Origin of the sequence: Klebsiella sp. 10982 (genome assembly GCF_048589245.1) — a bacterium.
Classification (GTDB): domain Bacteria; phylum Pseudomonadota; class Gammaproteobacteria; order Enterobacterales; family Enterobacteriaceae; genus Klebsiella; species Klebsiella quasivariicola.
In genome coordinates, this window is sequence record NZ_JBMAXV010000007.1 from 90,041 (window position 1) to 114,198 (window position 24,158).

Below are 24,158 nucleotides of genomic sequence, written 5' to 3' on the forward strand. Positions count from 1 at the left end.
ATAAACGAAAATTAACCCATCCATTTTGCCATTTCAGGCGAGACTTTCTTCATCCCGCAAGCGAATCTCCGCTTCGGCAATAATGGCTTCCAGTTCGCTAAGCATCTCATCATAACCAAAGCTGGTAACCCCGGCGGCTTCCGGCTGCGGCGGGGCTAACGGCGTTGGTGACGCCTTTTTTCTATTTTTCTTCTTACTCACTGACCGACTCCATGACTTCCGTTGTTACACCGGTAAATCTATCAGCAAAGCGCGCAGCGGCGTATCGGCGACGAGGGTAATGTTAGCTTCGTCACGAATAAATGCGCCGTCACCGCAGGTGAGTGCCTGCTTTTGTTGTTCCTGCGCGACGGCATGGACGGTGCCGTGGATCGACTGCAGGTAAGCGCGTGGACCATGTAATTGCACGTTAATATGCTCACCTTTCTCCAGGGCAATATGGTAGACCCAGGCCTGCTGGCGAAGCTGAAGGCTGTTGCTCTCTCCTTCCGGCGAGGCCAGCAGCTGCAGCGGTGCGCTCGCGACGTCGATTTTCTGCTGTAACGGGTTTTCCCGCTGCGGGCAGGCATCCAGCCACAGCTGCATCCGTGTTAACGACTGCTCTTTACTCAGGTTATGCTCGCTGTAGCTTACGCCTGGTTGGGTGGCGATAAGCAGCGCTTCACCGGCTTTGGCCTGCACATGGTTGCCATCGCTGTCGCGGTACTCTGCTTCACCTTCCAGAATCAGGTTCAGGATATCGACTTTTGGATAAGTCCTCGCCTGGAACGAGGCGCCAGGCGCCAGCACTTCCTGATTGAGGACACGTAAGGACGCAAAGCCCAGTAATTTCGGATCGAAGTAGTGGCCAAAGGAGAAAGTGTAGCGGGCCTGCAGCCAGCCGAAGTCTGCTTGTCCGCATTGTTTGGCTGTTCGGGTAGTAATCATGTTCTTGACCTCTCTTTACACTAAATCAATGGTAAAGGTATGGACGCTGTATTGTTAGCCAGATATTCTGCCCGGTATGTTCAAATTTCCTGAATGAGAAAGCGATGGCCAAAGAGAGAGCATTAACGCTGGAAGCGTTACGCGTGATGGATGCGATCGACCGGCGCGGGAGCTTTGCTGCCGCGGCTGATGAACTGGGTCGCGTGCCCTCCGCCCTGAGCTATACCATGCAAAAACTGGAGGAGGAGCTGGACGTGGTGCTGTTTGACCGTTCCGGTCATCGCACGAAGTTCACTAACGTCGGAAGAATGCTGCTGGAGCGCGGGCGAGTGCTGCTTGAAGCGGCAGATAAGCTGACTACCGATGCGGAAGCCCTGTCGCGTGGCTGGGAAACCCACCTCACGATCGTCACTGAAGCGCTTATTCCCACCCCGGAACTGTTTCCGCTGATTGAGAAACTGGCGACCAAATCCAACACTCAGCTGTCAATTATCACCGAGGTACTGGCCGGTGCCTGGGAACGGCTGGAGCAGGGGCGGGCGGATATTGTTGTCGCGCCGGATATGCATTTTCGTTCCTCCTCAGAGATTAACTCCCGCAAGCTCTACTCGGTGTTGAGCGTCTACGTGGCGGCGCCGGACCATCCGATCCATCAGGAGGCGGAGCCGCTCTCTGAGGTTACCCGCGTAAAATATCGCGGTATTGCGGTGGCGGATACCGCGCGCGAGCGGCCTGTTCTTACCGTCCAGCTACTGGATAAACAGCCGCGTTTAACGGTAAGTACGATAGAAGATAAGCGCCAGGCGCTGCTGGCCGGGTTAGGCGTGGCGACCATGCCCTATCCGCTGGTGGAGAAGGATATTGCCGAAGGGCGGTTGCGGGTCGTCAGCCCGGAATACACCAATGAAATTGACATTATTATGGCCTGGCGACGGGACAGTATGGGCGAAGCGAAGTCCTGGTGTCTGCGTGAGATCCCTAAGCTGTTTGCGGGGCGCTAGCCACGAAGACGCTCCTCCCGGTAGCGGGAGGAGCAGGAAGATTAGTAGGAAAAGGGTTTTGGGTCGGGGCCAAATCGATTATTACCCTCGGTGCCGCGCTGGCAGTTAAAGATCAGGATCACCAGCCAGCCGATGACCGGGATCAACAGCAGGAGTAGCCACCAGGCCGAACGGTCGGTGTCGTGCAGACGCCGAAACTGCACCGCCCACCACGGTAAAAAGACCAGCACGCCATAGATGGTTGTCAGAATGCCTTCGCCGCCCGCCCGCTGCCAGCCCAGCATTTTATCGATGATGCTCAATACGCCGGTCAGGATGAGGTTGACCAGAATAAACATCCAGTACTCTTTGCGCCGCGCACGGCCGCCAAATCCAATATAGTTTTTTAATACCTTGAGATACCAGTCCATTTCTACGCCTCAATTAACCGTCAATCACTTGTTTTTTAAGCGATCGTAATAAGAATAGACGTGAATGAATGGTGGGTAAATATCTGTTTTCTGAATTATTAGGCGCCATCACTGGCGCCTGACAGATCAACGGAAGCGCTGATCGCGACCGTGTGGTTCGTTGAGATCCTGCTGCGGCCCTATGGAGATGATACCGGTAGGATTAATGGTTTTATGGCTGCGGTAATAGTGGTTACGGATATGCGGAAAACTTACCGTCTCGGCGATGCCCGGCATCTGGTAAAGGTCGCGCAGGAAACCGTACAGATTGAGGTAATCGCTGATGCGCCGTTTATCGCATTTAAAATGCGTCACATACACCGGGTCGAACCGTACCAGCGTCGTCCACAGGCGGATATCCGCCTCAGTTAACTGATTCCCGGTCAGGTAGCGGTGCTGGCCGAGGATCTGCTCGAGCCGTTCCAGCGAGGTAAAGACCGCATCGACCGCTTCGTCGTACGCCTGCTGGCTGGTGGCGAAGCCGGCTTTGTACACGCCGTTATTCACGTTATCGTAGATCCAGCCGTTCAGCTCATCGATTTTTTCCCGCAGCGCCGGCGGGTAGTAATCACCGGCTCTGGCGCCCAGGCCATCGAAGGCGGTATTAAACATGCGGATGATTTCTGCTGACTCATTGCTGACGATAGTCTGCTGTTTTTTATCCCACAGCACCGGCACGGTGACGCGACCGGTGTAGTGCGGGTCGGCGTGCAGATACAATTGATACAGAAAATCGTGCTGGTAAAGGGTATCGCCGGTAGCTTCCGGGAAGCTGTCGTCAAAGGTCCAGCCATTTTCCAGCATCAGCGGATTGACCACGGAGACGGGGAGAAAAGGCTCCAGCCCTTTCAGTTTACGCATGATTAACGTGCGATGCGCCCACGGACACGCGAGAGAGACGTACAGATGATAGCGATCTTTCTCTGCCGCGAAACCGCCTTCACCGCTGGGACCGGCGGCGCCATCGGCAGTGAGCCAGTTACGGAAGGCCGAAACGGAACGCTTGAACCGTCCTCCGGTGGATTTGGTGTCATACCAGGTATCTTGCCAGACGCCGTCGACTAATTGTCCCATTACTTCCTCCTTCAGATAACAAAAGCGAGGAGATAATCCCCTCGCTTTTTTTAGATTTTTACTCAGTATAGTGCGCTTACCACTTTTTATTCAGTACGCGGTCGATGCTGAATGCGCCCGGTCCGGTAATGGCCAGCAGCAGATAACCGCCAGCAATGGTCAGGTTTTTCATGAACATCAGCGAGTTCACGCCTTCCGCAAAGTTGCTGTGGAACAGGAACGCGGTCAGCAGCGTAAAGCCTGCGGTGAACAGCGCCGTGGTACGGGTCAGGAAACCGAACAGAATCGCCAGACCACCGCCGAACTCAAGGAGGATGGTCAGCGGCAGCAGCGCTCCCGGTACGCCCATGGCTTCCATATACTGCTGGGTACCCGCATAACCGGTGATTTTGCCCCAACCTGCAGTGATAAACAGAATTGGCATCAGAATGCGCGCTACCAGTACACCAACATCTTCTAATTTTTTCATTTCTTACTCCAGAAAACCCAAAGGGCGGCGGTTTTGTTTTTTAGTGCAATCCCGCGTAGTTACGCGGTGTCGCTGTCGATGGAGAGGATATTAGCGAGGCGGAGAGGGAATTGTTAGCAAGGAAAACTGTAGATCTTTTTCAAAGTTTCTGAGCAATAAGTGCGGTGAGAGACAAAATACCCAGGGGCGATGGGTAGCCAACCGCCACGATATGGAGTCGACAGATCTCACTGGACAGGGATGTTAAGGCAGGGGAACCGCCTGGTGCGGTAAAGGCGCAGGTTGCCGTAAACGGTATTATCTGGTGGGAAAACGGCAGAACGGGGCGCGAGAAAAAGCGCCCGCGCCCTGAGCCGCTAGCGAGCTGACTGGCGCAGGATGCCGCGGACCATTCGCCAGGTGCTCCACAGTCCGAGACCGCGTTTGGTCCAGCGCATTAAAAAGTGTGGATGTCGTACGGACCACACGGCCATCAAACCGCTGCCCACCATCAGCCACGAACGTAAGCCCAGCAGCGTATGCCAGCCGCGATCGAAAGGCGCTGTCGTCTCCAGCCAGTGGCGACGACAAGCGCTCAGCTCCAGACGTTGCTGCTGGATCTGGCGCAACAGCAGCGCCTTTTGTCGTTCACGCTCCTGTCGGCCATTCATGGTTTATGGTCCTCCAGAAGGGCACGGTCGTTCTCCAGTTCTTTACGCGTCAGGCGCAGCAGCGTGGAGCGGCGCGCCTTACGTAGGGTAAGGATACCCACGATCGCGGCGGCGAGGAGCAGAACGACGGTGGTGGCGATCATGACGTGCAGGCGGTACTGGGCGTCAACGGCCCAGATAACCAGCACCAGCAGACTCATGAGGCCAAACGCGGCAAACAGCAGCGTCAGTCCGGTCATGATCAGCAGCTGGAAGAGGTTGGCTTTCTCCTCCTCCAGCTCCACGACGACCAGGCGCAGCCGTGTTTCCACCATTTCGGCCAGCAGCGTGACGATACGCTGGCCAATGGAGAACACGCGCTGGCCTGGCCCCTGCGTGTGTTGAGTATTCGCCATAATCAGCGACGCGACAGCAGGACACCCAGCACCAGCCCGACGGCGGCACCAATCCCGACGCCAGTCCACGGATTTTCGCGAACATAATCATCCGCCCGCGCGGCGGTCTCACGCGTTTGACGCAGAATCGCCTCGCTGGTTTCACCCAGGCGGGCACGACTCTCTTTTAGCGCGCTCTCTGCTTTACTACGCAGTTTACCCATCTCTTCTTTCGACTTGTCCGCTGAGGAATTCAGAACTTCCTCCAGGGTATCCGCCAGCGTTTTCAGTTCTGCACGAAGGTCGTCAGTCACATTCTCTTTAGCCATGTCGTTCTCCTGTAGCGTGGTCCGTGTTGCGAAAGTTAATGGTGATTAGTAATCCCGAGACTCCAGCGTTTTCAACTCCTGTTGCGCTTCATTAAGTTTACGCTGGCGTTTGTTGATTTTGTCCGCATCGCCTTTCTTCCGGGCTTCCTGCAGATCGCGCTGACGTTCAGCGATCTCTTCCCGCTGTTTGGCAATTTTTTGCTGATGATCGGCTTTCAGTTGACTGTCGCTGCAGTTCTCTCTGACCTGACGTAGCGCGGTATTTAGCCCATCAATGCGACTTTGATTGTGATGCTTTTCGGCATAGCTGATCTCTCGTTGAATATCCTGCTCTTTTTCCTGGCAGGGAGAGGCGGCTATGGCGCTGGCGCTGGCGCTAAGTGAAGTCAGGGCCAGAAGCAGAGCGATGCGGTGTTTCATGGATAGTACCTTCCATTGTCTGAGGGTGTACCCGGAGGATATACCCGTTCCCGATGGTGAACGGGAATGCGTTGATTCCCGCAGGTTTAAGCATAGTAACAAATGCGGAAAACCACCAGACTACGAGAAAAACGCAGTCTGGTGGCCGCTTAGCCAAGCCGGTGCGGCGCGTCGCGCAGGCGGGATAACCAGGCGGTGGCCGAGTTATCGTCCTCCAGCAGGGCGATAATATAACCATGTGGCAGAGCGCGACCGAGAACCTCTTTCGCCGCCGCGCCCTGGGCGGTGGAATCGAACTTAATCAGCAGGCCATCTTTTTGCGGCGTAATGCTTTTAAAGCGGATGCCGTTGGCGTCGAGGTGATGCCAGACGGAGAAGCCGTCCGGCATGCTGACGCCTTGTCCAACCGGACGGATCGCCAGCGTGGCCTCTTGCTGCTGCACCGCCAGACAGACCCATAACAGCGCGCAGAGCACAAGAGAGCCACCCAGCAGCCAGCTCAGCTGGCGCAGGGAAGGGCGTTTTATGACCATCATTAGCCCCGGCTTCTGTATTTTTTCTTCCACAGCACCACCAGCGAGCCGATCAGTCCGAAGACCAACAGCGCGACCGGCAGGAGCATCAGGCAGGACATCAGCTGGTCTTCATACTTGAGGAATACCGGGGTTTTACCCAGCAGATAACCCAGCGAGGTCAGGATGAGCACCCACAGCAGGCCGCTCATCCAGTTAAAGAACTGAAAGCGGGCGTTATTGAGGCCGGAAAGGCCCGCGATGGTGGGCAACAGCGTACGCACGAAGGCAATAAAGCGGCCGATCAGCAGCGCGGAAAGCCCGTGTTTATGGAACAGATGATGGGCACGCTGATGATAGTGAGAGGGCAGATGTGATAGCCAGTTTTGCACGATCCGCGTATTGCCCAGCCAGCGCCCCTGGATATAGCTCAGCCAGCAGCCAAGGCTGGCGGCGGCGGTAAGCAGCAGCAAGGTTTCCGGAAAGCCCATCGCGCCTTTGGCGATCAGCACGCCGACGAGCACAAGCAGACTGTCTCCCGGTAAAAACGCGGCAGGCAGGAGCCCATTCTCAAGGAACAAAATCATAAACAAGACAAAATACAGCATGCCAATCATGGAGGGATTTGCGAGTGTTTCGTAATCCTGAGCCCACAAGGCATTCAATAACTGGGTTAATAGTTCCATTCACGATTCCTGGTACATCGGTTAACGGCACGTCTGAGCGCGTGGCATATAGGGCGACAAGATTTTTATGAGATTATGGTCGCGGCTTAGGCGCTCTGAACGCTTCCCTGTATAAAACTGAAGTAAGTAAAGACCTACCCCCAGAACGGCAAAATGCATCTAATTGTAACAAATCACCTGACTTTACGTCAGAGAAATTGCAAGGTGTTGCTTGTTGATTTTGCTGATTGCGGCGGTGGGAGGCGAGAGGATTTACACAGGCTGACACTATATATGCTTTGCTTACTCCAGCCTGGGTGGCGGGCAGGCGCGCCGGGGCTGCGCGCCGCTGAGATAAGGGGTTATTTTGCGCTGTTGGCCGCCGTATCGAGATGAACGACCGGGTTTTCAGCAAACAGATAGCGATCGGCATTAAATTCAAAGTCGTCGCTGGTTTCGTTAAACAACATTTGCTTGGTATTTTCCAGATGCTGCCACATGGCGAGCTTGGCGGCGTTCGGGTCTTTACGCAGCAGCGCCTTCAGGATCTGATCGTGATCGTCGCACCAGTTATCGACCGTACGCAGGTCGATATGCTCATGCAGTTTTTTCCAGTACGGGTTATGCACGCGCTGGGTCCACATCTTTTCCACGATCGCCGCCAGCGCGCTGTTCTGCGTGGCCAGGGCGACCTGGACGTGAAATTGCAGGTCCCACTCGGAGTCGCGGAAACATTTCTCGTTACGCGCTTTCTCCTGAATTTCCATCAGCTTCATGATGTCCTGCTTGGTCACCTGAGTAGCCGCAAATTCGGCGATATTACTTTCAATGAGCTGCCGCGCCTGCAGCAGTTCAAAAGGGCCATAGTTAGCGAACTCAAGGCTTTCATCGGCCACCTGCTGGTATTTCGGATGGTTGGAGATGACATGAATACCCGACCCTTTGCGGACTTCGACATACCCTTCCACTTCCAGCATGATAATGGCTTCGCGAACCACGGTGCGGCTGACGTTTTTTTCATCGGCGATAAAGCGCTCGGCGGGCAGCTTATCCCCAACAAGGTAGACACCTTGTTCGATGCGCGTCTTCAGCTCAGCGGCGAGCTGCTGATACAGACGGCGTGGTTCAATGATTTCCATATTCGCTCCCGGAAGATGGCGACAATATTCGATTTGTTATACCACTTTTACGCGCTTTCCACCACTGGCAGGTATGAAAAAGCCGCCTGTACAGGCGGCTTAATCAGCAGTCACATTCTCACAACGTCTAACTTTGCGTAGCCGGTTTGCTACTGCTAAGTGGCGTAGAGTCATCATCAGCCGGTTTATTTTTCAATACCGTCCAGATAACCAGCGCACCCAGCAAGTCAAAGATCGCCAGCACCGCAAACAGTGGGCTGAAGCCAATGGTGTCTGCCAGCGCGCCGACGACCAGAGCGAACATGGTGCTGGCCAGCCAGGCAGCCATCCCGGTCAGACCGTTGGCAGTGGCGACTTCGTTACGGCCAAAGACGTCGGAGGAGAGGGTGATCAGCGCCCCAGACAGCGCCTGGTGAGCAAACCCACCGATGCACAGCAGCGCAATCGCCACGTACGGGCTGGTAAACAGGCCGATCATGCCCGGGCCAATCATCAGTACCGCGCCCATGGTCACCACCATTTTACGCGAGACGATCAGGTTGACGCCGAACCAGCGCTGGAACAGCGGCGGCAGGTAACCGCCGACGATGCAGCCGAGGTCGGCGAACAGCATCGGCATCCAGGCGAACATGGCGATCTCTTTCAGGTTAAAGCCGTAAACCTTGAACATGAACAGCGGGATCCAGGCGTTGAAGGTCCCCCAGGCCGGCTCTGCGAGGAAGCGCGGCAGGGCGATACCCCAGAACTGACGGTTGCGCAGGATCTGCCATGGCGACATTTTCTTCGCGTTGTTGGTCTGGTGCTGAGACTCCTGGCCGCCAATGATGTAGTCGCGTTCTTCGTCAGATAATTTTTTCTGATCGCGCGGGTGTTTGTAGAAGATAAGCCAGGCGATGGCCCAGGCGAAGCTCAGGACCCCGGAGATGATGAACGCCATCTGCCAGCTGTGCATCACGATCGCCCACACCACCAGCGGCGGCGCGATCATGGCGCCGATAGAGGAACCGACGTTGAAGTAGCCCACCGCGATAGAGCGCTCTTTTGCCGGGAACCACTCTGAGCTGGCCTTCAGACCTGCCGGGATCATCGCGGCCTCTGCCGCGCCCACCGCGCCGCGGGCCAGCGCCAGTCCACCCCAGCTGCCGGCCAGCGCCGTTGAGCCGCAGAATACCGCCCAGGCGATGGCGAAGAAGGCATAGCCGATTTTTGTGCCCAGAATATCAAGGACATAACCCGCAACAGGCTGCATGACGGTGTAGGCAGCGGAATAAGCTGCAATGATATAGGAATACTGTTGGGTCGAGATGTGTAACTCTTCCATCAGCGTTGGCGCGGCCGCCGCCACGGTGTTACGCGTCAGGTAGCCCAGCACGGTGCCCAGCGTCACCAGTGCAATCATGTACCAACGTAACCCTTTAATTTTACGCATGTAAACCTCATCGTCTGTTATCTTTCCGCACCAGGTGCGGCCTTTTCCGACCGCGTTACGCGGCCGGGAAAGCGAAACGGAGGGTTCAGGAGGGAACTCCCCTCTGTTCGAACCTTGCCATTAGTGGTTATTGAAAGTCGGTATCCATCCCGTTTAAGCCGATGTCATAAACACCGGTAATGCATTCCGTCGGTTTATATGTTGCGACGGCAGAAAGATAACTTGTCATACAACTTTAAAAGTTGAGTGCTGTCACAAAAGTGGGAAAGATAGTGTGGTCTTTATCTCTGGCCGAAAAAGCCAGAAATGGCGCGCTCTGGCGAGGTGTTTTGCCCTGGGGCGGTTGTTTTTTTATCGACGTTTATTGATCTAACTCACGAAAAACAGCTCGGTCTGTAGAAATTGGTGTGATAACTTTGTCAGCATTGTAGTCAATCATCTGAAAGGCTCCCGCAGTGGAGCGAAGAGGACACGCGAATGACACCGTTTATGACTGAAGATTTTCTACTTGATACCGAGTTTGCCCGCCGTCTGTACCACGATTATGCCAAAGATCAGCCAATTTTCGACTATCACTGCCACCTTCCGCCGCAGCAGGTTGCCGAAAATTATCGTTTCAAAAATCTGTATGACATCTGGCTGAAAGGCGATCACTACAAATGGCGCGCGATGCGCACCAACGGCGTACCAGAGCGTCTGTGCACCGGAGATGCCTCCGATCGCGAGAAATTTGACGCCTGGGCGGCAACAGTTCCGCACACTATTGGCAACCCGTTATACCACTGGACGCATTTAGAACTGCGTCGTCCTTTTGGTATTACAGGTAAGCTGTTGTCGCCATCCACTGCCGATGAGATCTGGGACCAGTGCAATGATTTACTGGCTCAGGACGCGTTCTCCGCCCGCGGAATCATGAAGCAGATGAATGTGAAGATGGTCGGCACCACCGACGATCCGATTGATTCGCTGGAGCACCATGCGGTCGTTGCCAAAGACACCTCCTTTGATATCAAGGTGCTGCCGAGCTGGCGCCCGGATAAAGCGTTCAACATCGAGCTGGCGACTTTCAATGACTACATGGCGAAGCTGGGCGAGGTGTCCGACACCGATATTCGTCGCTTCTCTGACCTGCAAAGCGCCCTGACGAAACGTCTGGATCACTTTGCCGCTCACGGCTGCAAAGTTTCCGACCACGCGCTGGACGTGGTGCTGTTTGCGGAAGCGACCGACGCCGAGCTGGATGACATTCTGGCGCGCCGTCTGGCAGGGGAAACCCTCAATGAACACGAAGTCGCACAGTTCAAAACGGCGGTGCTGGTGTTCCTTGGCGCAGAGTATGCTCGCCGCGGCTGGGTGCAGCAGTACCACATTGGCGCGCTGCGCAATAACAACCTGCGTCAGTTCAAACTGTTAGGGCCAGACGTCGGCTTCGACTCGATCAACGACCGCCCGATGGCTGAAGAGCTGTCTAAGCTGCTGAGCAAGCAGAATGAAGAAAACCTGCTGCCGAAAACCATTCTCTACTGCCTGAACCCGCGTGATAACGAAGTGCTGGGTACTATGATCGGTAACTTCCAGGGCGAAGGTATGCCGGGCAAGATGCAGTTCGGCTCCGGCTGGTGGTTCAACGATCAGAAAGACGGCATGGAGCGGCAGATGACCCAGCTGGCGCAGCTCGGTCTGCTGAGCCGCTTTGTCGGCATGCTGACCGACAGCCGCAGCTTCCTCTCCTACACGCGCCATGAATATTTCCGCCGCATTCTGTGCCAGATGATTGGCCGCTGGGTGGCTGCGGGTGAAGCGCCTGCGGATATCGCGCTGCTGGGCGAGATGGTGAAAAACATTTGCTTTAACAATGCGCGCGACTATTTCGCCATTGAACTGAACTAAGGCCTGAGGTCGGTTGATATGCAATACATTAAAATCCATTCGCAGGATAACGTCGCGGTCGCGCTCTCGGATATGGCGGCCGGTAGCGTGGTGACGGTAGATAATGACTCTGTCACCCTTGGCCAGGATATCGTTCGCGGCCACAAGTTTGCACTGCGCGCTATCGCGAAAGGGGAAAACGTCATTAAGTACGGGTTGCCGATAGGTCATGCGCTGGCGGATATCGCGCCGGGTGAGCATGTCCATGCGCATAACACGCGCACCAATCTCAGCGATCTTGACGCGTATCGCTATCAACCGGACCTGGTTGCCCAACCGGCACAGCCTGCGGATCGCGAGGTGCAGATTTATCGTCGCGCCAACAGCGACGTTGGGGTACGCAACGAACTGTGGATCCTGCCGACCGTCGGCTGCGTCAATGCCATGGCCCGGCAAATGCAGAACCGTTTTCTGAAAGAGACCGGTGGCGCTGAGGGTATCGACGGGGTGCATCTCTTCAGCCATACCTACGGCTGCTCGCAGCTCGGAGACGATCACATCAACACCCGTACCATGTTGCAAAATATGGTTCGTCATCCGAACGCCGGGGCGGTACTGGTGGTAGGGCTTGGTTGTGAAAACAACCAGGTTGATGCGTTTCGCGAGACGCTGGGCGAGTATGATCCGCAGCGCGTGCACTTTATGGTCTGCCAGCACCAGGACGATGAAGTGGAGGCGGGGGTTGAGCATCTTCACCAGCTGTATGAAGTGATGCGCCAGGATAAACGCCAGCCGGGCAAACTCAGCGAGCTGAAGTTTGGCCTCGAGTGCGGGGGATCGGATGGGCTGTCAGGGATCACCGCTAACCCGATGCTGGGACGTTTCTCAGACTATGTGATCGCCAACGGCGGCACCACCGTGCTGACCGAAGTGCCGGAGATGTTTGGCGCCGAGCAGCTGCTGATGAGCCACTGCCGTGACGAAGCGACCTTTGACAAGCTGGTTACCATGGTCAATGACTTCAAGCAGTACTTTATTGCCCACGACCAGCCTATTTACGAAAATCCATCGCCGGGCAACAAAGCCGGGGGGATCACCACCCTGGAGGATAAATCGCTGGGCTGTACCCAGAAAGCGGGCTCCAGCCAGGTGGTGGATGTCCTGCGCTACGGTGAGCGCCTGAAGGTACATGGTCTGAATTTGCTGAGCGCGCCGGGTAACGATGCGGTTGCCACCAGCGCGCTGGCCGGCGCCGGCTGCCATATGGTGCTGTTCAGTACCGGCCGCGGCACGCCGTATGGTGGCTTTGTGCCAACGGTGAAGATTGCCACCAACAGTGAGCTGGCGGCGAAGAAAAAGCACTGGATCGACTTCGATGCCGGGCAACTGATCCACGGTAAAGCGATGCCGCAGCTGCTGGAGGAGTTTGTGGATACCATTGTGGCTTTCGCCAACGGTAAACCGACGTGTAATGAGAAGAATGACTTCCGCGAACTGGCCATCTTTAAAAGCGGTGTTACCCTGTAAAGGCGCAATCATACTAGCCTCCAGGGGCGTTGAGCGCGTATCGGCCTGATAGCGTAGCGCCATCAGGCAAGTAAAAGCGGCGTTTCAGCCTGTGAAGCGCCGTTTATTTTTTCCTGTCAGGGAGCCTTCATGACCGCGTATTGGCTGGCCCAGGGTGTCGGCGTCATCGCCTTTCTTATCGGCATTACCACCTTTATCAACCGCGACGAACGCCGCTTCAGGCTTCAGCTGGCGGGCTATAGCGCCATTATTGGCGTCCATTTTTTCCTGATGGGCGCCGCACCCGCCGGGATGAGCGCCGGGCTCAATGCGCTCCGCACGGTCATTTCCCTGCGCACCCGCAGCCTGTGGGTGATGACGGTCTTTATCCTCCTGACGTTGATCCTCGGCCTGGGCAAACTGCAGCATGCCATGGAGCTGTTGCCGATTATTGGCACCGTTGCCAGTACCTGGGCGCTGTTTCGCTGCAAAGGGCTGACCGTCCGCTGCGTGATGTGGTGCTCCACCGCCTGCTGGGTTACGCATAACCTGTGGCTGGGTTCCATTGGCGGGACGCTGATTGAAGGCAGTTTTCTGATCGTCAACGGGCTGAACATCATTCGCTTCCGCCGGATGCAAAAGCGCGGTATCGATCCGTTTAAGGTTGAAAACGCAGTACAGGAAGAGAGCCCCTCCGCCCGATAGCGGAGGGGAAAGGCGTTATCCGCGCAGGGCGTTTTTCGCCAGCTGGTCGTCTTCCGCCATACAGGCCGCGGCGGTAAACAGAGCGTCGGTGGAGGAGTTCAGCGCGGTTTCGCAGGAGTCCTGCAGCACGCCGATAATAAAGCCAACGGCCACCACCTGCATCGCCACATCGTTCGGAATACCAAACATATTACAGGCCAGCGGGATCAGCAGCAGTGAACCGCCCGCTACGCCGGAGGCGCCGCAGGCGCACAGCGAAGCGACTACGCTTAGCAGCAGCGCTGTCGGCAGATCGACCTGGATATTCAGCGTATGCACCGCCGCCAGCGTCAGCACGGTGATCGTGATCGCCGCGCCCGCCATATTGATGGTTGCTCCCAGCGGAATTGACACCGAATAAGTATCGCGATCCAGATTCAGTTTCTCACACAGCGCCATATTCACCGGAATATTGGCGGCCGAGCTGCGGGTGAAGAAGGCGTAGACGCCGCTTTCGCGCAGGCAGGTAAGCACCAGCGGATAGGGGTTACGGCGGATCTTCCAGAACACCAGCAACGGGTTAATCACCAGCGCCACCAGCAGCATACAGCCCACCAGCACCAGCAGCAGCTGGGCGTAGCCCCACAGGGTCTCGAAGCCGGTGGTCGCCAGGGTGGAAGAGACCAGACCGAAGATCCCCAGCGGCGCAAAACGGATCACCACTTTGACGATGAAGGTCACCGCGTGGGAGACATCATTGATCAGGTTTTTGGTGGTGTCGTTACCGTGACGCAGGGCGAAGCCTAGCCCCACCGCCCACACCAGAATGCCGATATAGTTGGCGTTCAGCAGGGCGTCGATCGGGTTGGATACCATACTCATTAGCAGGCCGCGCAGCACTTCGACAATCCCCGATGGCGGGGTGATGCTGTCGGCGGCGGTGGTTAAATGCAGTGACGACGGAAAGACAAAACTGAGCAACACTGCGGTCAGCGCCGCGCTAAAGGTACCCAGCAGATAAAGAAACAGAATGGGCCGGATGCTGGTTTTTTGGCCGTGCTGATGGTTGGCGATGGAGGCCATCACGAGCATTAATACCAGCACTGGCGCCACCGCCTTTAACGCGCCGACGAACAAGGTCCCCAGCAGTCCGACGGCAATCGCCGCCTCCTTTGAAACCAGCGCCAGCAGTATGCCAAGCACCAGGCCGATTAAAATTTGTTTCACCAGGCTGCCTTGCGCCAGACGAGTGAGCCACCCTGTTGGGGGAGTGCGTGTTGTCATAATTCATTCCTTCCAGTGATGTAGCAAGCCATCCCAGCCACGTATTATTTGTTACGTTTATGTCAGGATGTAAGTAGATGTTTGCATAGTCGAGTATACGGAAAGAACGGCGGGCGGGAAGCGCAAAATACTGTGATTTTAATCTGTATCTAATTTATTAACTATGTAGCAACATAATTGTGACATGAGATGGGGTTGCCGTCGGCAATAGCCGACGGCGGATTGGGCAGATTACTCAGGCAGGTTGCGTTGCTTGTCGTGTTGCTTGTTAACCCAGGCGTTAATCAGCAGCGTGACGGCCAGGATGCCGCCCACCACGCCCAGCGAGATGGCAACCGGGATATGGTAGAAGTCGACGATCAGCATCTTCACGCCAATAAACACCAGGATCACCGACAGACCGTATTTGAGCATCGAGAAGCGCTCAGCGACCCCCGCCAGCAGGAAGTACATGGCGCGCAGGCCGAGGATGGCGAACAGGTTCGAGGTCAGCACGATAAACGGATCGGTGGTGACCGCGAAGATAGCCGGGATACTGTCGACGGCGAAAATCACGTCGCTTAGTTCCACCAGAATCAGCACCAGCAGCAGCGGGGTGGCGAACAGCACCCCGTTTTTACGGGTGAAGAAGCGCTCGCTCTCGATTTTATCCGTCATGCGCAGATGGCTGCGGATCCAGCGCACCAGTGGTTTATCGCCGATACCGGAATCATCTTCTTTCGCCAGCGCCATCTTCACGCCGGTAAACAGCAGGAAGGCGCCGAAGACGTACAGCAGCCAGTCGAACTGCGAAATCAGCCAGCTGCCGGCGAAGATCATGATGGTACGCAGAACAATGGCGCCCAGCACGCCATACACCAGTACCCGGCGCTGCAGAGCAGGCGGTACGGCGAAGTAGCTGAACAGCATCAACCAGACGAAGACGTTATCGACCGCCAGCGCTTTCTCAATCAAATAGCCGGTGAGGAAGGCTAAGGCCTGCGGATCGGCGACGGCGCGGCCCTGGGTTTGTACCAGATACCACCAGAAGGCGGCGTTAAACAGCAGAGAAAGTGTGACCCAGAGGATTGACCAGCCCGCGGCCTGCTTCATAGTCATGCTATGCGAACCGCGTCGTCCCTGAAGCAACAGGTCGATCGCCAGCATGATCGCGACGACGACAGCGAATCCACCCCATAGCAACGGCGTGCCGACAGTATTCATTTGATATTCCTTACATAAAAACAAAACGGCTGACGTCGGAAGACGGCAGCCGCTGCGCTTTTATGCATAGACCTCGCCTTCCGGCAAGGTCTCACTTACAACAACCAAAGTACATCGCGATGGGCTTTGGTTATTGCCCGGCGACCGGATGCGGTATTGCACGCATCGTAATGACGATCAACCGGCAAGGAAGTTACTCCCCTTTGCACGTAACAAAATATGTCACAGGGCGGTTTTCGTCAATGGCGGCCGGTCCGGCCTTTACACTCTTTTACGCCAGCGGCTGCGTATCGGCCGGGAAGATCACTCCGGTCTGGCGACGAATTTCGCTCGACAGTTTGGCGGTGATACGACTTACCGCCAGGCTCGGGTGATCCACATCTGCTGTCTCCACCAGGCGCGCAAAGGTCTCTGCCTCATACAACATAGTATTGATGTGCTGAGGCTGCGTCAGGTCCTGGGCTTTGCCGCCGCGCGGCACAAACGCCAGCTTCTGGCATTCGGAGATTTTTTCGATCACCAGCACCCCATCTTCACCCTGGATTTCACTGGGGATCGCCGAGTCACTCACCTTGGAGTGGTGCAGCGTCACGTCGAAGTCGCCATAGCTCAGCACCACGGTACCCTGGGCATCCACGCCGCTGTCCAGCAGGCTGGCGGTGGCATGAACGGCCCGCGGTTCGCCCCATAGCGCCACGGCGGACGCGAGGCAATAGAAGCCGATATCCATAATCGAGCCGTTAGAGAACGCCGGGTTAAAGGTGTTGGGGTTTTCGCCGTCAAGGTAGCGCTGATAGCGCGAGGAGTACTGACAGTAGTTGATGAAGGCTTTGCGCAGTTTACCCACTTTGCTGAGGGTTTCCTTCAGCAGCAGGAAATTAGGCAGACTGGCGGTCTTAAAGGCTTCAAACAGCACCACGTTATTGGCTTTCGCCAGCGCGATGGCCGCCTCGACCTCCTGCAGATTCGACGCCAGCGGTTTTTCGCAAATCACGTGCTTTTTATGGCTCAGGAACAGGCGGGTCTGCGGGAAGTGCAGGGAGTTCGGGCTGGCGATATACACAGCATCAAACGCGTCGCTTTGCGCCAGCGCCTCCAGCGAGGTAAACAGATGCTCGACCGGATAGTCATTGGCAAAGGCTTGCGCCTGTTCGAGGCTGCGGGAGTAGATGGCGGTAAGTTTATATTTGCCGGTTTCATGGGCGGCATCGACAAACTGCTTGGTGATCCAGTTTGTGCCAACAACTGCGAAACGTATCATAAACGTTGACGAACTCCATTAAAGGGAACCTGTCGTCACTCTATCATGCCATCATGACAAAACCAGTGCGTCACTACGCAGAACGATTTAACGAAAGATGCGTCAGCCACAGACGGGTATCGAACTCCAGCTGGTGGTACTGCGGCTCCATATGACAGCACAGCTGATAGAAGGCTTTGTTGTGATCCTTCTCTTTTAAATGCGCCAGTTCATGAACCACGATCATACGCAGAAACGCTTCCGGCGCGTCGCGAAACACCGTCGCTACGCGAATTTCCGCTTTGGCTTTCAGCTTGCCGCCCTGAACGCGGGAAATGGCGGTGTGCAGGCCGAGCGCATTGTTCAGCACGTGGATCTTACTGTCGTACATCACTTTGTTGATCGGCGCCGCTCCGCGCAGAAAGCGGGCCTTCAGATCCTGAGTGTACTGATACAGCGCTTTATCGCTGTTAACGTCATGGCCCTGAGGATAACGCTTTTGCAGCACCTCGCCGAGGCGGTCTTGCTCGATTAAAGCCGTGACCTGCGACAGCAGCGATTCAGGGTAGCCCTGAAGGTAAGGTAGCGTGTTCATGGTGAAAAAAGTTTACTTCTCCGGAGAATTGAGCGATAACACGCGCGAATTTTAGCATTTCGGAGGGGCGATGAGCCAGGTAGAGTTAAACGGTGAGTTATTCACATTAGAGCGGTTCCCACCTAACGCTGAAGAAGAAGCGCTTCAGGCTTGGGAAGCGGCGGATGAATATCTGCTGCAACAGGTGAATGACGTCGACGGCCTGACGCTCATCTTCAACGACGGCTTCGGCGCGCTCTCCTGCGCGCTGGCGGCGCGCAACCCGGTCAGCATCAACGACTCCTTTATTTCCGAGCTGGCGACCCGCCACAACCTGCGGATGAACGGTATCGATGAAGAGAGCGTGCGCTTTCAGGATAGCCTGAGCCCGCTACCGGCTGCGCCGGCGCTGGTGCTGATTAAGGTGCCAAAACAGCTGGCGCTACTGGAACAGCAGCTGCGCGCCCTGCGCGAAGTGGTCACGCCGGAAACCCGCATTATCGCCGCGGCGAAAGCCCGTGATGTGCACAACTCGACGCTGGCGCTGTTTGAAAAAATCCTCGGCACTACCACCACCTCGCTGGCGTGGAAAAAAGCGCGTCTGATCCACTGCGTTTTCACGGCCCCCAAGCTTGCCGATGCGCCGCAAACCTACAGCTGGAAGCTGGACGGCACGCCATGGACCATCCATAACCACGCCAACGTTTTTGCCCGCAGCGGACTGGATATCGGCGCGCGTTTCTTCCTGCAGCATTTACCGTCTGATTTAGAAGGCGAGATCGCCGATCTCGGCTGCGGCAACGGGGTGATTGGCCTGCAGGCGCTGGCGCAAAACCCGAATGCGCGGGTCATGTTTACCGATGAGTCGCACATGGCGGTAGCTTCCAGCCGGTTGAACGTCGAGCGCAACCTGCCGGACGATATCGCACGCTGTGAATTCATGGTCAACAATTCGCTTTCCGGCATTGAGCCCGACCGGTTTACGGCGATTCTGTGTAATCCGCCGTTCCATCAGCAGCACGCCATTACCGACCATATTGCCTGGCAGATGTTTAACGATGCCCGCCGCAGCCTGAAATATGGCGGCGAGCTGTATGTCGTCGGCAACCGCCACCTCGATTACTTCCGTAAGCTGAAGCGCGCGTTTGGTAATTGCACGACCATTGCGACGAACAATAAGTTTGTCATTTTGAAAGCAACGAAGGTGCGTAAGCAGCGCTGATTCTTGTCGCTGTTTCCCCCGGCTTGCGGCTGTCGCCTTAGCCGGGCTACCAACTGTCGCCTTAGCCGGCCTACCTTTCGGGATTATCGTGGTAGCCCGGGGAAGGCGCATCGCGCCGCCCCCGGGACACGGCTAAATCGCCAGCGCCAGTTTTGTGCCCTGGGCAATCGCCCGGCGCGCATCCAGCTCCGCCGCCACGTCGCAACCGCCGATGAGATGCACAGTTTTCCCCGCCGCGCGCAGCGGATCCGCCAGCTCGCGGCGCGGTTCCTGACCGGCGCAGATCACCACCTGATCGACCGCCAACAGTTGGCGCTCGCCGCCGATAGTGACATGTAACCCTTCATCATCGATCTTTTCATAGCTGACCGCCGGGATCATTTTCACGCCGCGCGCCAGCAGCGTCGCGCGGTGGATCCAACCGGTGGTTTTGCCGAGCCCTTCGCCCGGTTTGCTGGCTTTACGCTGCAGCATCACAATCTGTCGCGGGCTTTTACTCAGTTGTGGGCCCTCAGGACTCAGCCCTCCCGCCGTTTGCAGGCTGGTATCGATACCCCATTCGCGGCAGAACTCGCCGATATCCTGGCTGGTGGCCGCGCCCGACTGGCTTAAATACATCGCGGTGTCGAAGCCGATGCCGCCGCAGCCGATAATCGCCACCTTCGCGCCAACCGGCGCTTTGTCGCGCAAGACATCCAGGTAGCTCAGCACCTTAGGATGATCGATCCCGGCGATCGCCGGCAGGCGCGGGGCGATACCGGTGGCGAGGATCGTCTCATCGAACGCCAGCAGATCGTCTGGCGTGACGCGGGTGTTCAGGCGCAGATCGACACCATGAAGATCGAGCATGGTGCGGTAGTAACGCAGCGTCTCGTGAAACTCCTCTTTGCCGGGGATCTGTTTGGCGATATTAAACTGGCCGCCGATCTCCGGGAGCGCATCGAACAGCGTGACCTGATGGCCACGGGCGGCGGCGTTAACGGCGAAAGCCAGGCCGGCAGGCCCGGCGCCGACCACCGCCAGCCGTTTAGGCGCGTTGGCAGGCTGGACCGGCATCAGGGTTTCATGACAGGCGCGCGGGTTGACCAGACAGGAGGTGACTTTGCCGACGAAGATCCGATCGAGACACGCCTGGTTGCAACCGATGCAGGTGTTGATCTGATCGGCACGATCGTTCTGCGCTTTCGACATAAATTCGGCGTCGGCGAGGAACGGGCGGGCCATCGATACCATATCGGCATCGCCGCGGGCGAGAATATCCTCAGCGACCTGCGGATCGTTGATGCGGTTGGTGGTAATCAGCGGGATCGACACTGCGCCTTTCAGCTTGCGGGTGACCCAGCTGAACGCCCCGCGCGGTACCGGCGTGGCGATGGTCGGAATGCGCGCTTCGTGCCAGCCGATGCCGGTATTAATGATTGTCGCCCCTGCCGCTTCGATGGCTTGGGCCAGTTCGGTGACCTCCGCCAGCGTGCTGCCGCCGTTGACCAGATCGAGCATCGACAGACGGTAGATGATAATGAAATCGTGGCCGGCGCGCTGGCGCACCGCCTTAACCACTTCAATGGCGAAACGCATGCGCCTGGCATAATCGCCGCCCCATTGGTCGTCGCGCTGGTTGGTGCGCGCGGCGAGAAATTCGTTAATCAGATAGCCCTCAGAGCCCATCACTTCGACGCCGTCATAGCCCGCTTCGCGCGCCAGCTGGGTGCAGTGGGCAAAATCATCGATCAGCGTCAGGATCTCATCGTGGCTCAGTTCATGGGGCGTAAAACGGTTAATCGGCGCCTGTAGCGCCGAGGGGGCAACCAGCGCGGGCTGATAGCTATAGCGCCCGGTATGCAGGATCTGCAGGGCGATTTTGCCGCCTTCCTGGTGTACCGCGTCGGTAATATGGCGATGGTGCGCCAGATGGCTGGCATCATTGAGTACCGCGCCGCCGGCCATGGTGACGCCAGAGGGCGCCGGGGCGATGCCGCCGGTGACAATTAGCGCCACGCCGTGGCGGGCGCGCTCGGCGTAAAAGGCCGCCAGCCGCTGCGCGCCGTCCGGCAGCTCTTCCAGCCCGGTGTGCATTGAGCCCATCAACACGCGGTTTTTGAGCGTTGTGAAGCCCAGCTCAAGCGGGGCGAAAAGCGACGGATAGCGGCTCATAGTGGCTTCCAATGTAAAATTATTGTTATGTGGTCGGATGAGTTACTAATTTAGCCGTCGCGGAGAAAAAGGGAAAAGGGGAGTGCGGTGATTGTGATGGGATTCAAAGAACGGAACACGTTGTCCCTCACCCCGACCCTCTCCCAAAGGGAGAGGGGGAAAGGCGGACCGGCACCGGTATGCAAGGCCAGCGCCGGACGGTTCCCTCTCCAAAGGGCGAGGGAGAAAGGCGGATCGGCACTGGTATTCAAGGCCTGCGCCGAACGGTTCCCGCTCAAAGGGCAAAGAGAAAGGCGGATCGGCACCGATATTCAACGCGAGTGCCGAACGGTTCCCTCTCCCACCGGGAGAGGGTTAGGGTGAGGGGGAAGACGCAACGCGCTGGCGGCGCTCCAGACCCGGCGCCTGCCACATCGATGTTGTCAGGCCGCTATCGACAAGGCCAAGCTGATCGGCGTACACCGTCTGCCACTTGCTCATCATCTCCTGATACAGCTCGCGATGCTGTGGATTAGGAGTGAACTCGCGATGCCAGCTCACTAACCGTTCTCCTGTACTGGCCATATCGCCATACAGTCCGGCGCCGGTTCCGGCGGCGATGGCGCAGCCCAGAGCGGTGGCTTCGCGGACCACCGGCACCCGCACCGGCAGGCCGGTGACGTCGCTGAGGATTTGGCTCCACAGCGCGCCTTTAGAGCCGCCGCCGGCAAACACCAGGCTCTCGAATGTCACGCCGGAGAACTGCGAAATCTGCGCCAGGTTGCAGGCGGAGACAATCGCCGCGTTCTCCTCCAGCGCGCGGAACAGGGTCGCTTTGTTGCACTTCTCCGGATCGATGGAGAGGTTAATAAACGACGGCGCGGCGTGGTACCACTGCTTAAAGTGCATAGCGTCGGAAAAAATAGGCATCACGCCGTGGGAACCGGCTGGCACGCGGCTGGCCATCTCTTCCAGTAGTGAATAGGCATCAACGCCGAGCCGCTCGGCAATCAGTTTTTCTTCAGCGCAGAAGGCGTCGCGAAACCAGCGCATGGTCAGGCCGGTAAAGAAGCTGATCGATTCCGCCTGCACCATGCCGGGAATGACATGAGGATTAACGCGAATATTCATCTGCGGATCGGTACGCACCTGCGGCAGGTTGACCACCTGCTGCCAGAAGGTGCCGCCGAGTACTGCGGTTTGCCCGGCACGCACCACCCCAAGGCCCAGGCAGCCGAGCTGGACGTCGCCGCCGCCCATCACCACCGGTGTCCCGGCGCGCAGGCCGCTCTGCTGCGCCGCCGCTTCGGTGACGGCGCCCAGCAGGGTACCGGTCTCTTTGACCGGCGACAGCATATCGGCGCGCAGTCCGGCCATATCCAGCAGCGCCGGACGCCAGTCGCGGCTGAACAGATCGAGCATGCCGGTGGTGCCGGCGTTTGACGGGTCGACCGCCAGCTCGCCGGAAAGCTTCGCCGCCAGCCAGTCGCTGATCATGGTGATGGTTGCCGCTTTGCGGTAGATATCGGGGCGGTGGTGCGCCAGCCACAGCAGGCGCGGCATGGCGCTTAGCGCCAGGGTTTGTCCCGAGACCTCGTACACCTCGGATTCAAACCGATAGTCGTGGATCTCCTTAAGCTCCGCCACTTCGCGGCTGGCGCGGGCATCGACGTTGGCGCAGGCCCAGATGGCCTCGCCGTCGCGGTCATAGAGGACGATCCCTTCGCGCATCGAACAGCAGGCGACGGACTGAATATCGGCGGCAGAGAGTCGGGCGGCGTCGAGCGCCTGGCGAATGCACTGGCAGGCCAGCTGCCAGTTGGTAGTAAGGTCGAACTCCATCGAGCCGGGGACGTTATCAACGCTCAGGTGTTTCCATTCGGCCTGGCCTACCGCCAGCTGGCGGCCATTAAGATCGAAAATGACCGCCCGAATGCTGCCGGTCCCGGCATCTAACGCTAACAGGTAACTCATGACATGCGCCTCGCTGTTGTCGCGCGGCGCCTGGCCGTCAGGAGGCCAGCGCGAGTACCGCGCGTGCTGTTGTCTCTTCCGTTACCAGGCCATTAATGCGCTTGCCAGTCAGAGCGGCATAAATCGCCTGCGCTTTTTCTTCTCCCCCGGCGACGCCGACGATGGTTGGCAGCTGCGCCAGCTCATCCAGGGTTACGCCGAGCAGTTCCCGATGGATCTCCAGCCCTTCTACCGGCCGGCCGTCGGCCTGCAGGAAATAACCTAAAATGTCGCCGACCGCGCCTTTGCGCCCGTACATCAGCTGTTCGCCCTCGCTGATATAGCCGGAGCGTAAAATGGTGGCGTCGCGCCGCTGATCGATGGCGCCAATGCCAACCACCGCCGCGTCCGCCGCCATCGCCGCCAGCATCACGTCGCGCACGCTCGACTCGCGGCGCAGGATCTCGGCGACCTCCGCCGAAGAGACCCGCAGCGGCGCCGGAATAATGCTGACGTTGCAGGCGGCATCAAGCTGGCCGATGCCGGTCATATAAGGGCCGACGCCGCCGGAGAGGGTCACCAGCCGCACCTGCTGCGAGCCAATAAATCCGCTGAGATGCTGCAGGCAGCTCATGGTGGCTTCGCCGAACCCGACCGCCAGTAGTTGACCCGGTTGCAGAATGCCCATCAGCGACTGCGCCGCGCCGATCCCCAGCCGGGTATTCATCGGCGGGGTATTGAGCGCCGGCAGCACGCGGGCAAGCTTGAGGCCAAAACGCTGCTGGAGTTCGCTTTCCAGCGCCAGACAGCCCTCATAGCGCGAGTTGATCTGCACGCGGATCACTCCGGACTGGCGGCCTTTCTCCAGCAGGCGGGAAATCTTCAGCCGTGGCAGCCCCAAACGCTCGCCGATGTCATTTTGCGTCAGGCCGTCGTGGTAGTAACACCACGCCACCCGCGCCACCAGCTCTTCCTCGGCTAACGCCAGCCCGGCGTAGCGGTTCTCTTCCGTAATGCGTTTTTCGCTCATAAATTGAACTCTTATAAAAATT

Annotated in this window: 25 protein-coding genes; 5 read left to right on the top strand and 20 right to left on the bottom strand. The window is 57.5% G+C overall.

Annotated elements, in window-relative coordinates:
• Positions 1 to 33 precede the first annotated feature (33 nt).
• Together ACKLKD_RS08605 and ACKLKD_RS08610 are read right to left on the bottom strand one after the other, a co-directional pair.
• Positions 34 to 201 carry a hypothetical protein gene (locus tag ACKLKD_RS08605; protein WP_042928995.1) on the bottom strand — a complete coding sequence of 56 codons (168 nt, stop codon included), beginning with the start codon at positions 199 to 201 and terminating at the stop codon, positions 34 to 36.
• Between the two features lie 24 nt (positions 202 to 225).
• Positions 226 to 927 carry a pirin family protein gene (locus tag ACKLKD_RS08610; RefSeq protein ID WP_080897340.1) on the bottom strand — a complete coding sequence of 234 codons (702 nt, stop codon included), beginning with the start codon at positions 925 to 927 and terminating at the stop codon, positions 226 to 228.
• A gap of 104 nt (positions 928 to 1,031) precedes the next feature.
• On the opposite strand from ACKLKD_RS08610, the gene ACKLKD_RS08615 reads away from it, so the two are divergent.
• Complete coding sequence (locus ACKLKD_RS08615; protein ID WP_025710597.1) at positions 1,032 to 1,928, top strand: LysR family transcriptional regulator; 897 nt, start codon at positions 1,032 to 1,034, stop codon at positions 1,926 to 1,928.
• A gap of 41 nt (positions 1,929 to 1,969) precedes the next feature.
• Here the strand turns inward: ACKLKD_RS08615 and ACKLKD_RS08620 are convergent, their stop codons facing one another.
• The 11 genes from ACKLKD_RS08620 to ACKLKD_RS08670 form a co-directional block, all read right to left on the bottom strand.
• Entirely contained in the window at positions 1,970 to 2,338 is a 369-nt protein-coding gene (locus tag ACKLKD_RS08620) for a DUF805 domain-containing protein (protein ID WP_002917923.1), read from the bottom strand.
• A gap of 126 nt (positions 2,339 to 2,464) precedes the next feature.
• Positions 2,465 to 3,451 (bottom strand): glutathione S-transferase family protein, encoded by a 987-nt coding sequence (locus ACKLKD_RS08625; protein WP_025710596.1) that lies wholly within the window; start codon positions 3,449 to 3,451, stop codon positions 2,465 to 2,467.
• Positions 3,452 to 3,527: 76 nt separating this feature from the next.
• Entirely contained in the window at positions 3,528 to 3,920 is a 393-nt protein-coding gene (locus tag ACKLKD_RS08630) for a DoxX family protein (protein WP_002917920.1), read from the bottom strand.
• A 356-nt stretch (positions 3,921 to 4,276) separates the two neighbouring features.
• Entirely contained in the window at positions 4,277 to 4,570 is a 294-nt protein-coding gene (locus ACKLKD_RS08635; RefSeq protein WP_025710595.1) for a YqjK-like family protein, read from the bottom strand.
• Positions 4,567 to 4,965, bottom strand: coding sequence for a phage holin family protein (locus ACKLKD_RS08640; RefSeq protein ID WP_025710594.1), 399 nt, complete (start codon positions 4,963 to 4,965; stop codon positions 4,567 to 4,569). Before ACKLKD_RS08640 ends, ACKLKD_RS08635 begins: the two co-directional genes overlap by 4 nt.
• 2 nt (positions 4,966 to 4,967) lie before the next feature.
• On the bottom strand, positions 4,968 to 5,273 hold the full coding sequence (locus ACKLKD_RS08645) for a DUF883 family protein (protein WP_002917916.1): 306 nt from the start codon (positions 5,271 to 5,273) through the stop codon (positions 4,968 to 4,970).
• Positions 5,274 to 5,318: 45 nt separating this feature from the next.
• Positions 5,319 to 5,693 carry a DUF1090 domain-containing protein gene (locus ACKLKD_RS08650; protein WP_025710593.1) on the bottom strand — a complete coding sequence of 125 codons (375 nt, stop codon included), beginning with the start codon at positions 5,691 to 5,693 and terminating at the stop codon, positions 5,319 to 5,321.
• A 149-nt stretch (positions 5,694 to 5,842) separates the two neighbouring features.
• Complete coding sequence (gene mzrA / locus ACKLKD_RS08655) at positions 5,843 to 6,220, bottom strand: EnvZ/OmpR regulon moderator MzrA (protein WP_165931850.1); 378 nt, start codon at positions 6,218 to 6,220, stop codon at positions 5,843 to 5,845.
• A gap of 8 nt (positions 6,221 to 6,228) precedes the next feature.
• Complete coding sequence (yqjA, locus tag ACKLKD_RS08660) at positions 6,229 to 6,891, bottom strand: DedA family general envelope maintenance protein YqjA (RefSeq protein ID WP_004206121.1); 663 nt, start codon at positions 6,889 to 6,891, stop codon at positions 6,229 to 6,231.
• A gap of 341 nt (positions 6,892 to 7,232) precedes the next feature.
• Positions 7,233 to 8,009, bottom strand: a complete 777-nt coding sequence (gene exuR / locus ACKLKD_RS08665) for a transcriptional regulator ExuR (RefSeq protein WP_008806583.1) — start codon at positions 8,007 to 8,009, stop codon at positions 7,233 to 7,235.
• Positions 8,010 to 8,136: 127 nt separating this feature from the next.
• Positions 8,137 to 9,438, bottom strand: a complete 1,302-nt coding sequence (locus ACKLKD_RS08670; RefSeq protein ID WP_025710591.1) for an MFS transporter — start codon at positions 9,436 to 9,438, stop codon at positions 8,137 to 8,139.
• A 477-nt stretch (positions 9,439 to 9,915) separates the two neighbouring features.
• Here ACKLKD_RS08670 and uxaC point away from each other — a divergent pair, with 477 nt between their 5' ends.
• The 3 genes from uxaC (at position 9,916) to ACKLKD_RS08685 (ending at position 13,518) form a co-directional block, all read left to right on the top strand.
• Positions 9,916 to 11,328, top strand: a complete 1,413-nt coding sequence (gene uxaC / locus ACKLKD_RS08675) for a glucuronate isomerase (RefSeq protein WP_025710590.1) — start codon at positions 9,916 to 9,918, stop codon at positions 11,326 to 11,328.
• Between the two features lie 18 nt (positions 11,329 to 11,346).
• Positions 11,347 to 12,834: a UxaA family hydrolase gene (locus ACKLKD_RS08680; protein ID WP_025710589.1), complete on the top strand. Its 1,488-nt coding sequence runs from the start codon at positions 11,347 to 11,349 to the stop codon at positions 12,832 to 12,834.
• Positions 12,835 to 12,963: 129 nt separating this feature from the next.
• Complete coding sequence (locus tag ACKLKD_RS08685) at positions 12,964 to 13,518, top strand: YgjV family protein (protein ID WP_025710588.1); 555 nt, start codon at positions 12,964 to 12,966, stop codon at positions 13,516 to 13,518.
• A gap of 15 nt (positions 13,519 to 13,533) precedes the next feature.
• Here the strand turns inward: ACKLKD_RS08685 and sstT are convergent, their stop codons facing one another.
• From sstT to ACKLKD_RS08705, 4 genes are all read right to left on the bottom strand, one after another.
• A complete protein-coding gene (sstT, locus tag ACKLKD_RS08690) occupies positions 13,534 to 14,781 on the bottom strand; it encodes a serine/threonine transporter SstT (RefSeq protein ID WP_025710587.1) in 1,248 nt (415 codons plus the stop codon).
• A gap of 231 nt (positions 14,782 to 15,012) precedes the next feature.
• Positions 15,013 to 15,984, bottom strand: coding sequence for a TerC family protein (locus ACKLKD_RS08695; RefSeq protein ID WP_025710586.1), 972 nt, complete (start codon positions 15,982 to 15,984; stop codon positions 15,013 to 15,015).
• A 271-nt stretch (positions 15,985 to 16,255) separates the two neighbouring features.
• A complete protein-coding gene (locus ACKLKD_RS08700) occupies positions 16,256 to 17,245 on the bottom strand; it encodes a Gfo/Idh/MocA family protein (protein WP_025710585.1) in 990 nt (329 codons plus the stop codon).
• A gap of 73 nt (positions 17,246 to 17,318) precedes the next feature.
• On the bottom strand, positions 17,319 to 17,819 hold the full coding sequence (locus tag ACKLKD_RS08705; RefSeq protein WP_016161861.1) for a M48 family metallopeptidase: 501 nt from the start codon (positions 17,817 to 17,819) through the stop codon (positions 17,319 to 17,321).
• A gap of 70 nt (positions 17,820 to 17,889) precedes the next feature.
• Between ACKLKD_RS08705 and rlmG the strand changes: the two genes are divergently transcribed.
• Positions 17,890 to 19,020 carry a 23S rRNA (guanine(1835)-N(2))-methyltransferase RlmG gene (gene rlmG, locus ACKLKD_RS08710; protein ID WP_080897341.1) on the top strand — a complete coding sequence of 377 codons (1,131 nt, stop codon included), beginning with the start codon at positions 17,890 to 17,892 and terminating at the stop codon, positions 19,018 to 19,020.
• A 132-nt stretch (positions 19,021 to 19,152) separates the two neighbouring features.
• Here the strand turns inward: rlmG and ACKLKD_RS08715 are convergent, their stop codons facing one another.
• The 3 genes from ACKLKD_RS08715 to lsrR form a co-directional block, all read right to left on the bottom strand.
• On the bottom strand, positions 19,153 to 21,174 hold the full coding sequence (locus ACKLKD_RS08715; RefSeq protein ID WP_087805853.1) for an NADPH-dependent 2,4-dienoyl-CoA reductase: 2,022 nt from the start codon (positions 21,172 to 21,174) through the stop codon (positions 19,153 to 19,155).
• 354 nt (positions 21,175 to 21,528) lie between these two features.
• A complete protein-coding gene (gene lsrK, locus ACKLKD_RS08720) occupies positions 21,529 to 23,127 on the bottom strand; it encodes an autoinducer-2 kinase (protein ID WP_087805855.1) in 1,599 nt (532 codons plus the stop codon).
• Positions 23,128 to 23,164: 37 nt separating this feature from the next.
• The gene (lsrR, locus tag ACKLKD_RS08725; RefSeq protein WP_087805857.1) at positions 23,165 to 24,136 is read right to left on the bottom strand and encodes a transcriptional regulator LsrR; all 972 of its coding nucleotides are present in this window, start codon (positions 24,134 to 24,136) and stop codon (positions 23,165 to 23,167) included.
• Positions 24,137 to 24,158: the final 22 nt, after the last annotated feature.

Excerpts from the sequence above, each read along its gene's own strand:
- ACKLKD_RS08695 (WP_025710586.1), bottom strand. The coding sequence starts at position 15,984 with ATGAATACTGTCGGCACGCCGTTGCTATGGGGTGGATTCGCTGTCGTC.
- ACKLKD_RS08645 (WP_002917916.1), bottom strand. The coding sequence starts at position 5,273 with ATGGCTAAAGAGAATGTGACTGACGACCTTCGTGCAGAACTGAAAACG.
- ACKLKD_RS08630 (WP_002917920.1), bottom strand. The coding sequence starts at position 3,920 with ATGAAAAAATTAGAAGATGTTGGTGTACTGGTAGCGCGCATTCTGATG.
- ACKLKD_RS08610 (WP_080897340.1), bottom strand. The coding sequence starts at position 927 with ATGATTACTACCCGAACAGCCAAACAATGCGGACAAGCAGACTTCGGC.
- ACKLKD_RS08685 (WP_025710588.1), top strand. The coding sequence starts at position 12,964 with ATGACCGCGTATTGGCTGGCCCAGGGTGTCGGCGTCATCGCCTTTCTT.
- lsrK (WP_087805855.1), bottom strand. The coding sequence starts at position 23,127 with ATGAGTTACCTGTTAGCGTTAGATGCCGGGACCGGCAGCATTCGGGCG.
- sstT (WP_025710587.1), bottom strand. The coding sequence starts at position 14,781 with ATGACAACACGCACTCCCCCAACAGGGTGGCTCACTCGTCTGGCGCAA.
- lsrR (WP_087805857.1), bottom strand. The coding sequence starts at position 24,136 with ATGAGCGAAAAACGCATTACGGAAGAGAACCGCTACGCCGGGCTGGCG.
- ACKLKD_RS08650 (WP_025710593.1), bottom strand. The coding sequence starts at position 5,693 with ATGAAACACCGCATCGCTCTGCTTCTGGCCCTGACTTCACTTAGCGCC.
- ACKLKD_RS08680 (WP_025710589.1), top strand. The coding sequence starts at position 11,347 with ATGCAATACATTAAAATCCATTCGCAGGATAACGTCGCGGTCGCGCTC.
- exuR (WP_008806583.1), bottom strand. The coding sequence starts at position 8,009 with ATGGAAATCATTGAACCACGCCGTCTGTATCAGCAGCTCGCCGCTGAG.
- ACKLKD_RS08620 (WP_002917923.1), bottom strand. The coding sequence starts at position 2,338 with ATGGACTGGTATCTCAAGGTATTAAAAAACTATATTGGATTTGGCGGC.
- ACKLKD_RS08705 (WP_016161861.1), bottom strand. The coding sequence starts at position 17,819 with ATGAACACGCTACCTTACCTTCAGGGCTACCCTGAATCGCTGCTGTCG.
- rlmG (WP_080897341.1), top strand. The coding sequence starts at position 17,890 with ATGAGCCAGGTAGAGTTAAACGGTGAGTTATTCACATTAGAGCGGTTC.
- ACKLKD_RS08670 (WP_025710591.1), bottom strand. The coding sequence starts at position 9,438 with ATGCGTAAAATTAAAGGGTTACGTTGGTACATGATTGCACTGGTGACG.
- ACKLKD_RS08700 (WP_025710585.1), bottom strand. The coding sequence starts at position 17,245 with ATGATACGTTTCGCAGTTGTTGGCACAAACTGGATCACCAAGCAGTTT.
- yqjA (WP_004206121.1), bottom strand. The coding sequence starts at position 6,891 with ATGGAACTATTAACCCAGTTATTGAATGCCTTGTGGGCTCAGGATTAC.
- ACKLKD_RS08615 (WP_025710597.1), top strand. The coding sequence starts at position 1,032 with ATGGCCAAAGAGAGAGCATTAACGCTGGAAGCGTTACGCGTGATGGAT.
- ACKLKD_RS08625 (WP_025710596.1), bottom strand. The coding sequence starts at position 3,451 with ATGGGACAATTAGTCGACGGCGTCTGGCAAGATACCTGGTATGACACC.
- ACKLKD_RS08640 (WP_025710594.1), bottom strand. The coding sequence starts at position 4,965 with ATGGCGAATACTCAACACACGCAGGGGCCAGGCCAGCGCGTGTTCTCC.
- uxaC (WP_025710590.1), top strand. The coding sequence starts at position 9,916 with ATGACACCGTTTATGACTGAAGATTTTCTACTTGATACCGAGTTTGCC.
- ACKLKD_RS08715 (WP_087805853.1), bottom strand. The coding sequence starts at position 21,174 with ATGAGCCGCTATCCGTCGCTTTTCGCCCCGCTTGAGCTGGGCTTCACA.
- ACKLKD_RS08635 (WP_025710595.1), bottom strand. The coding sequence starts at position 4,570 with ATGAATGGCCGACAGGAGCGTGAACGACAAAAGGCGCTGCTGTTGCGC.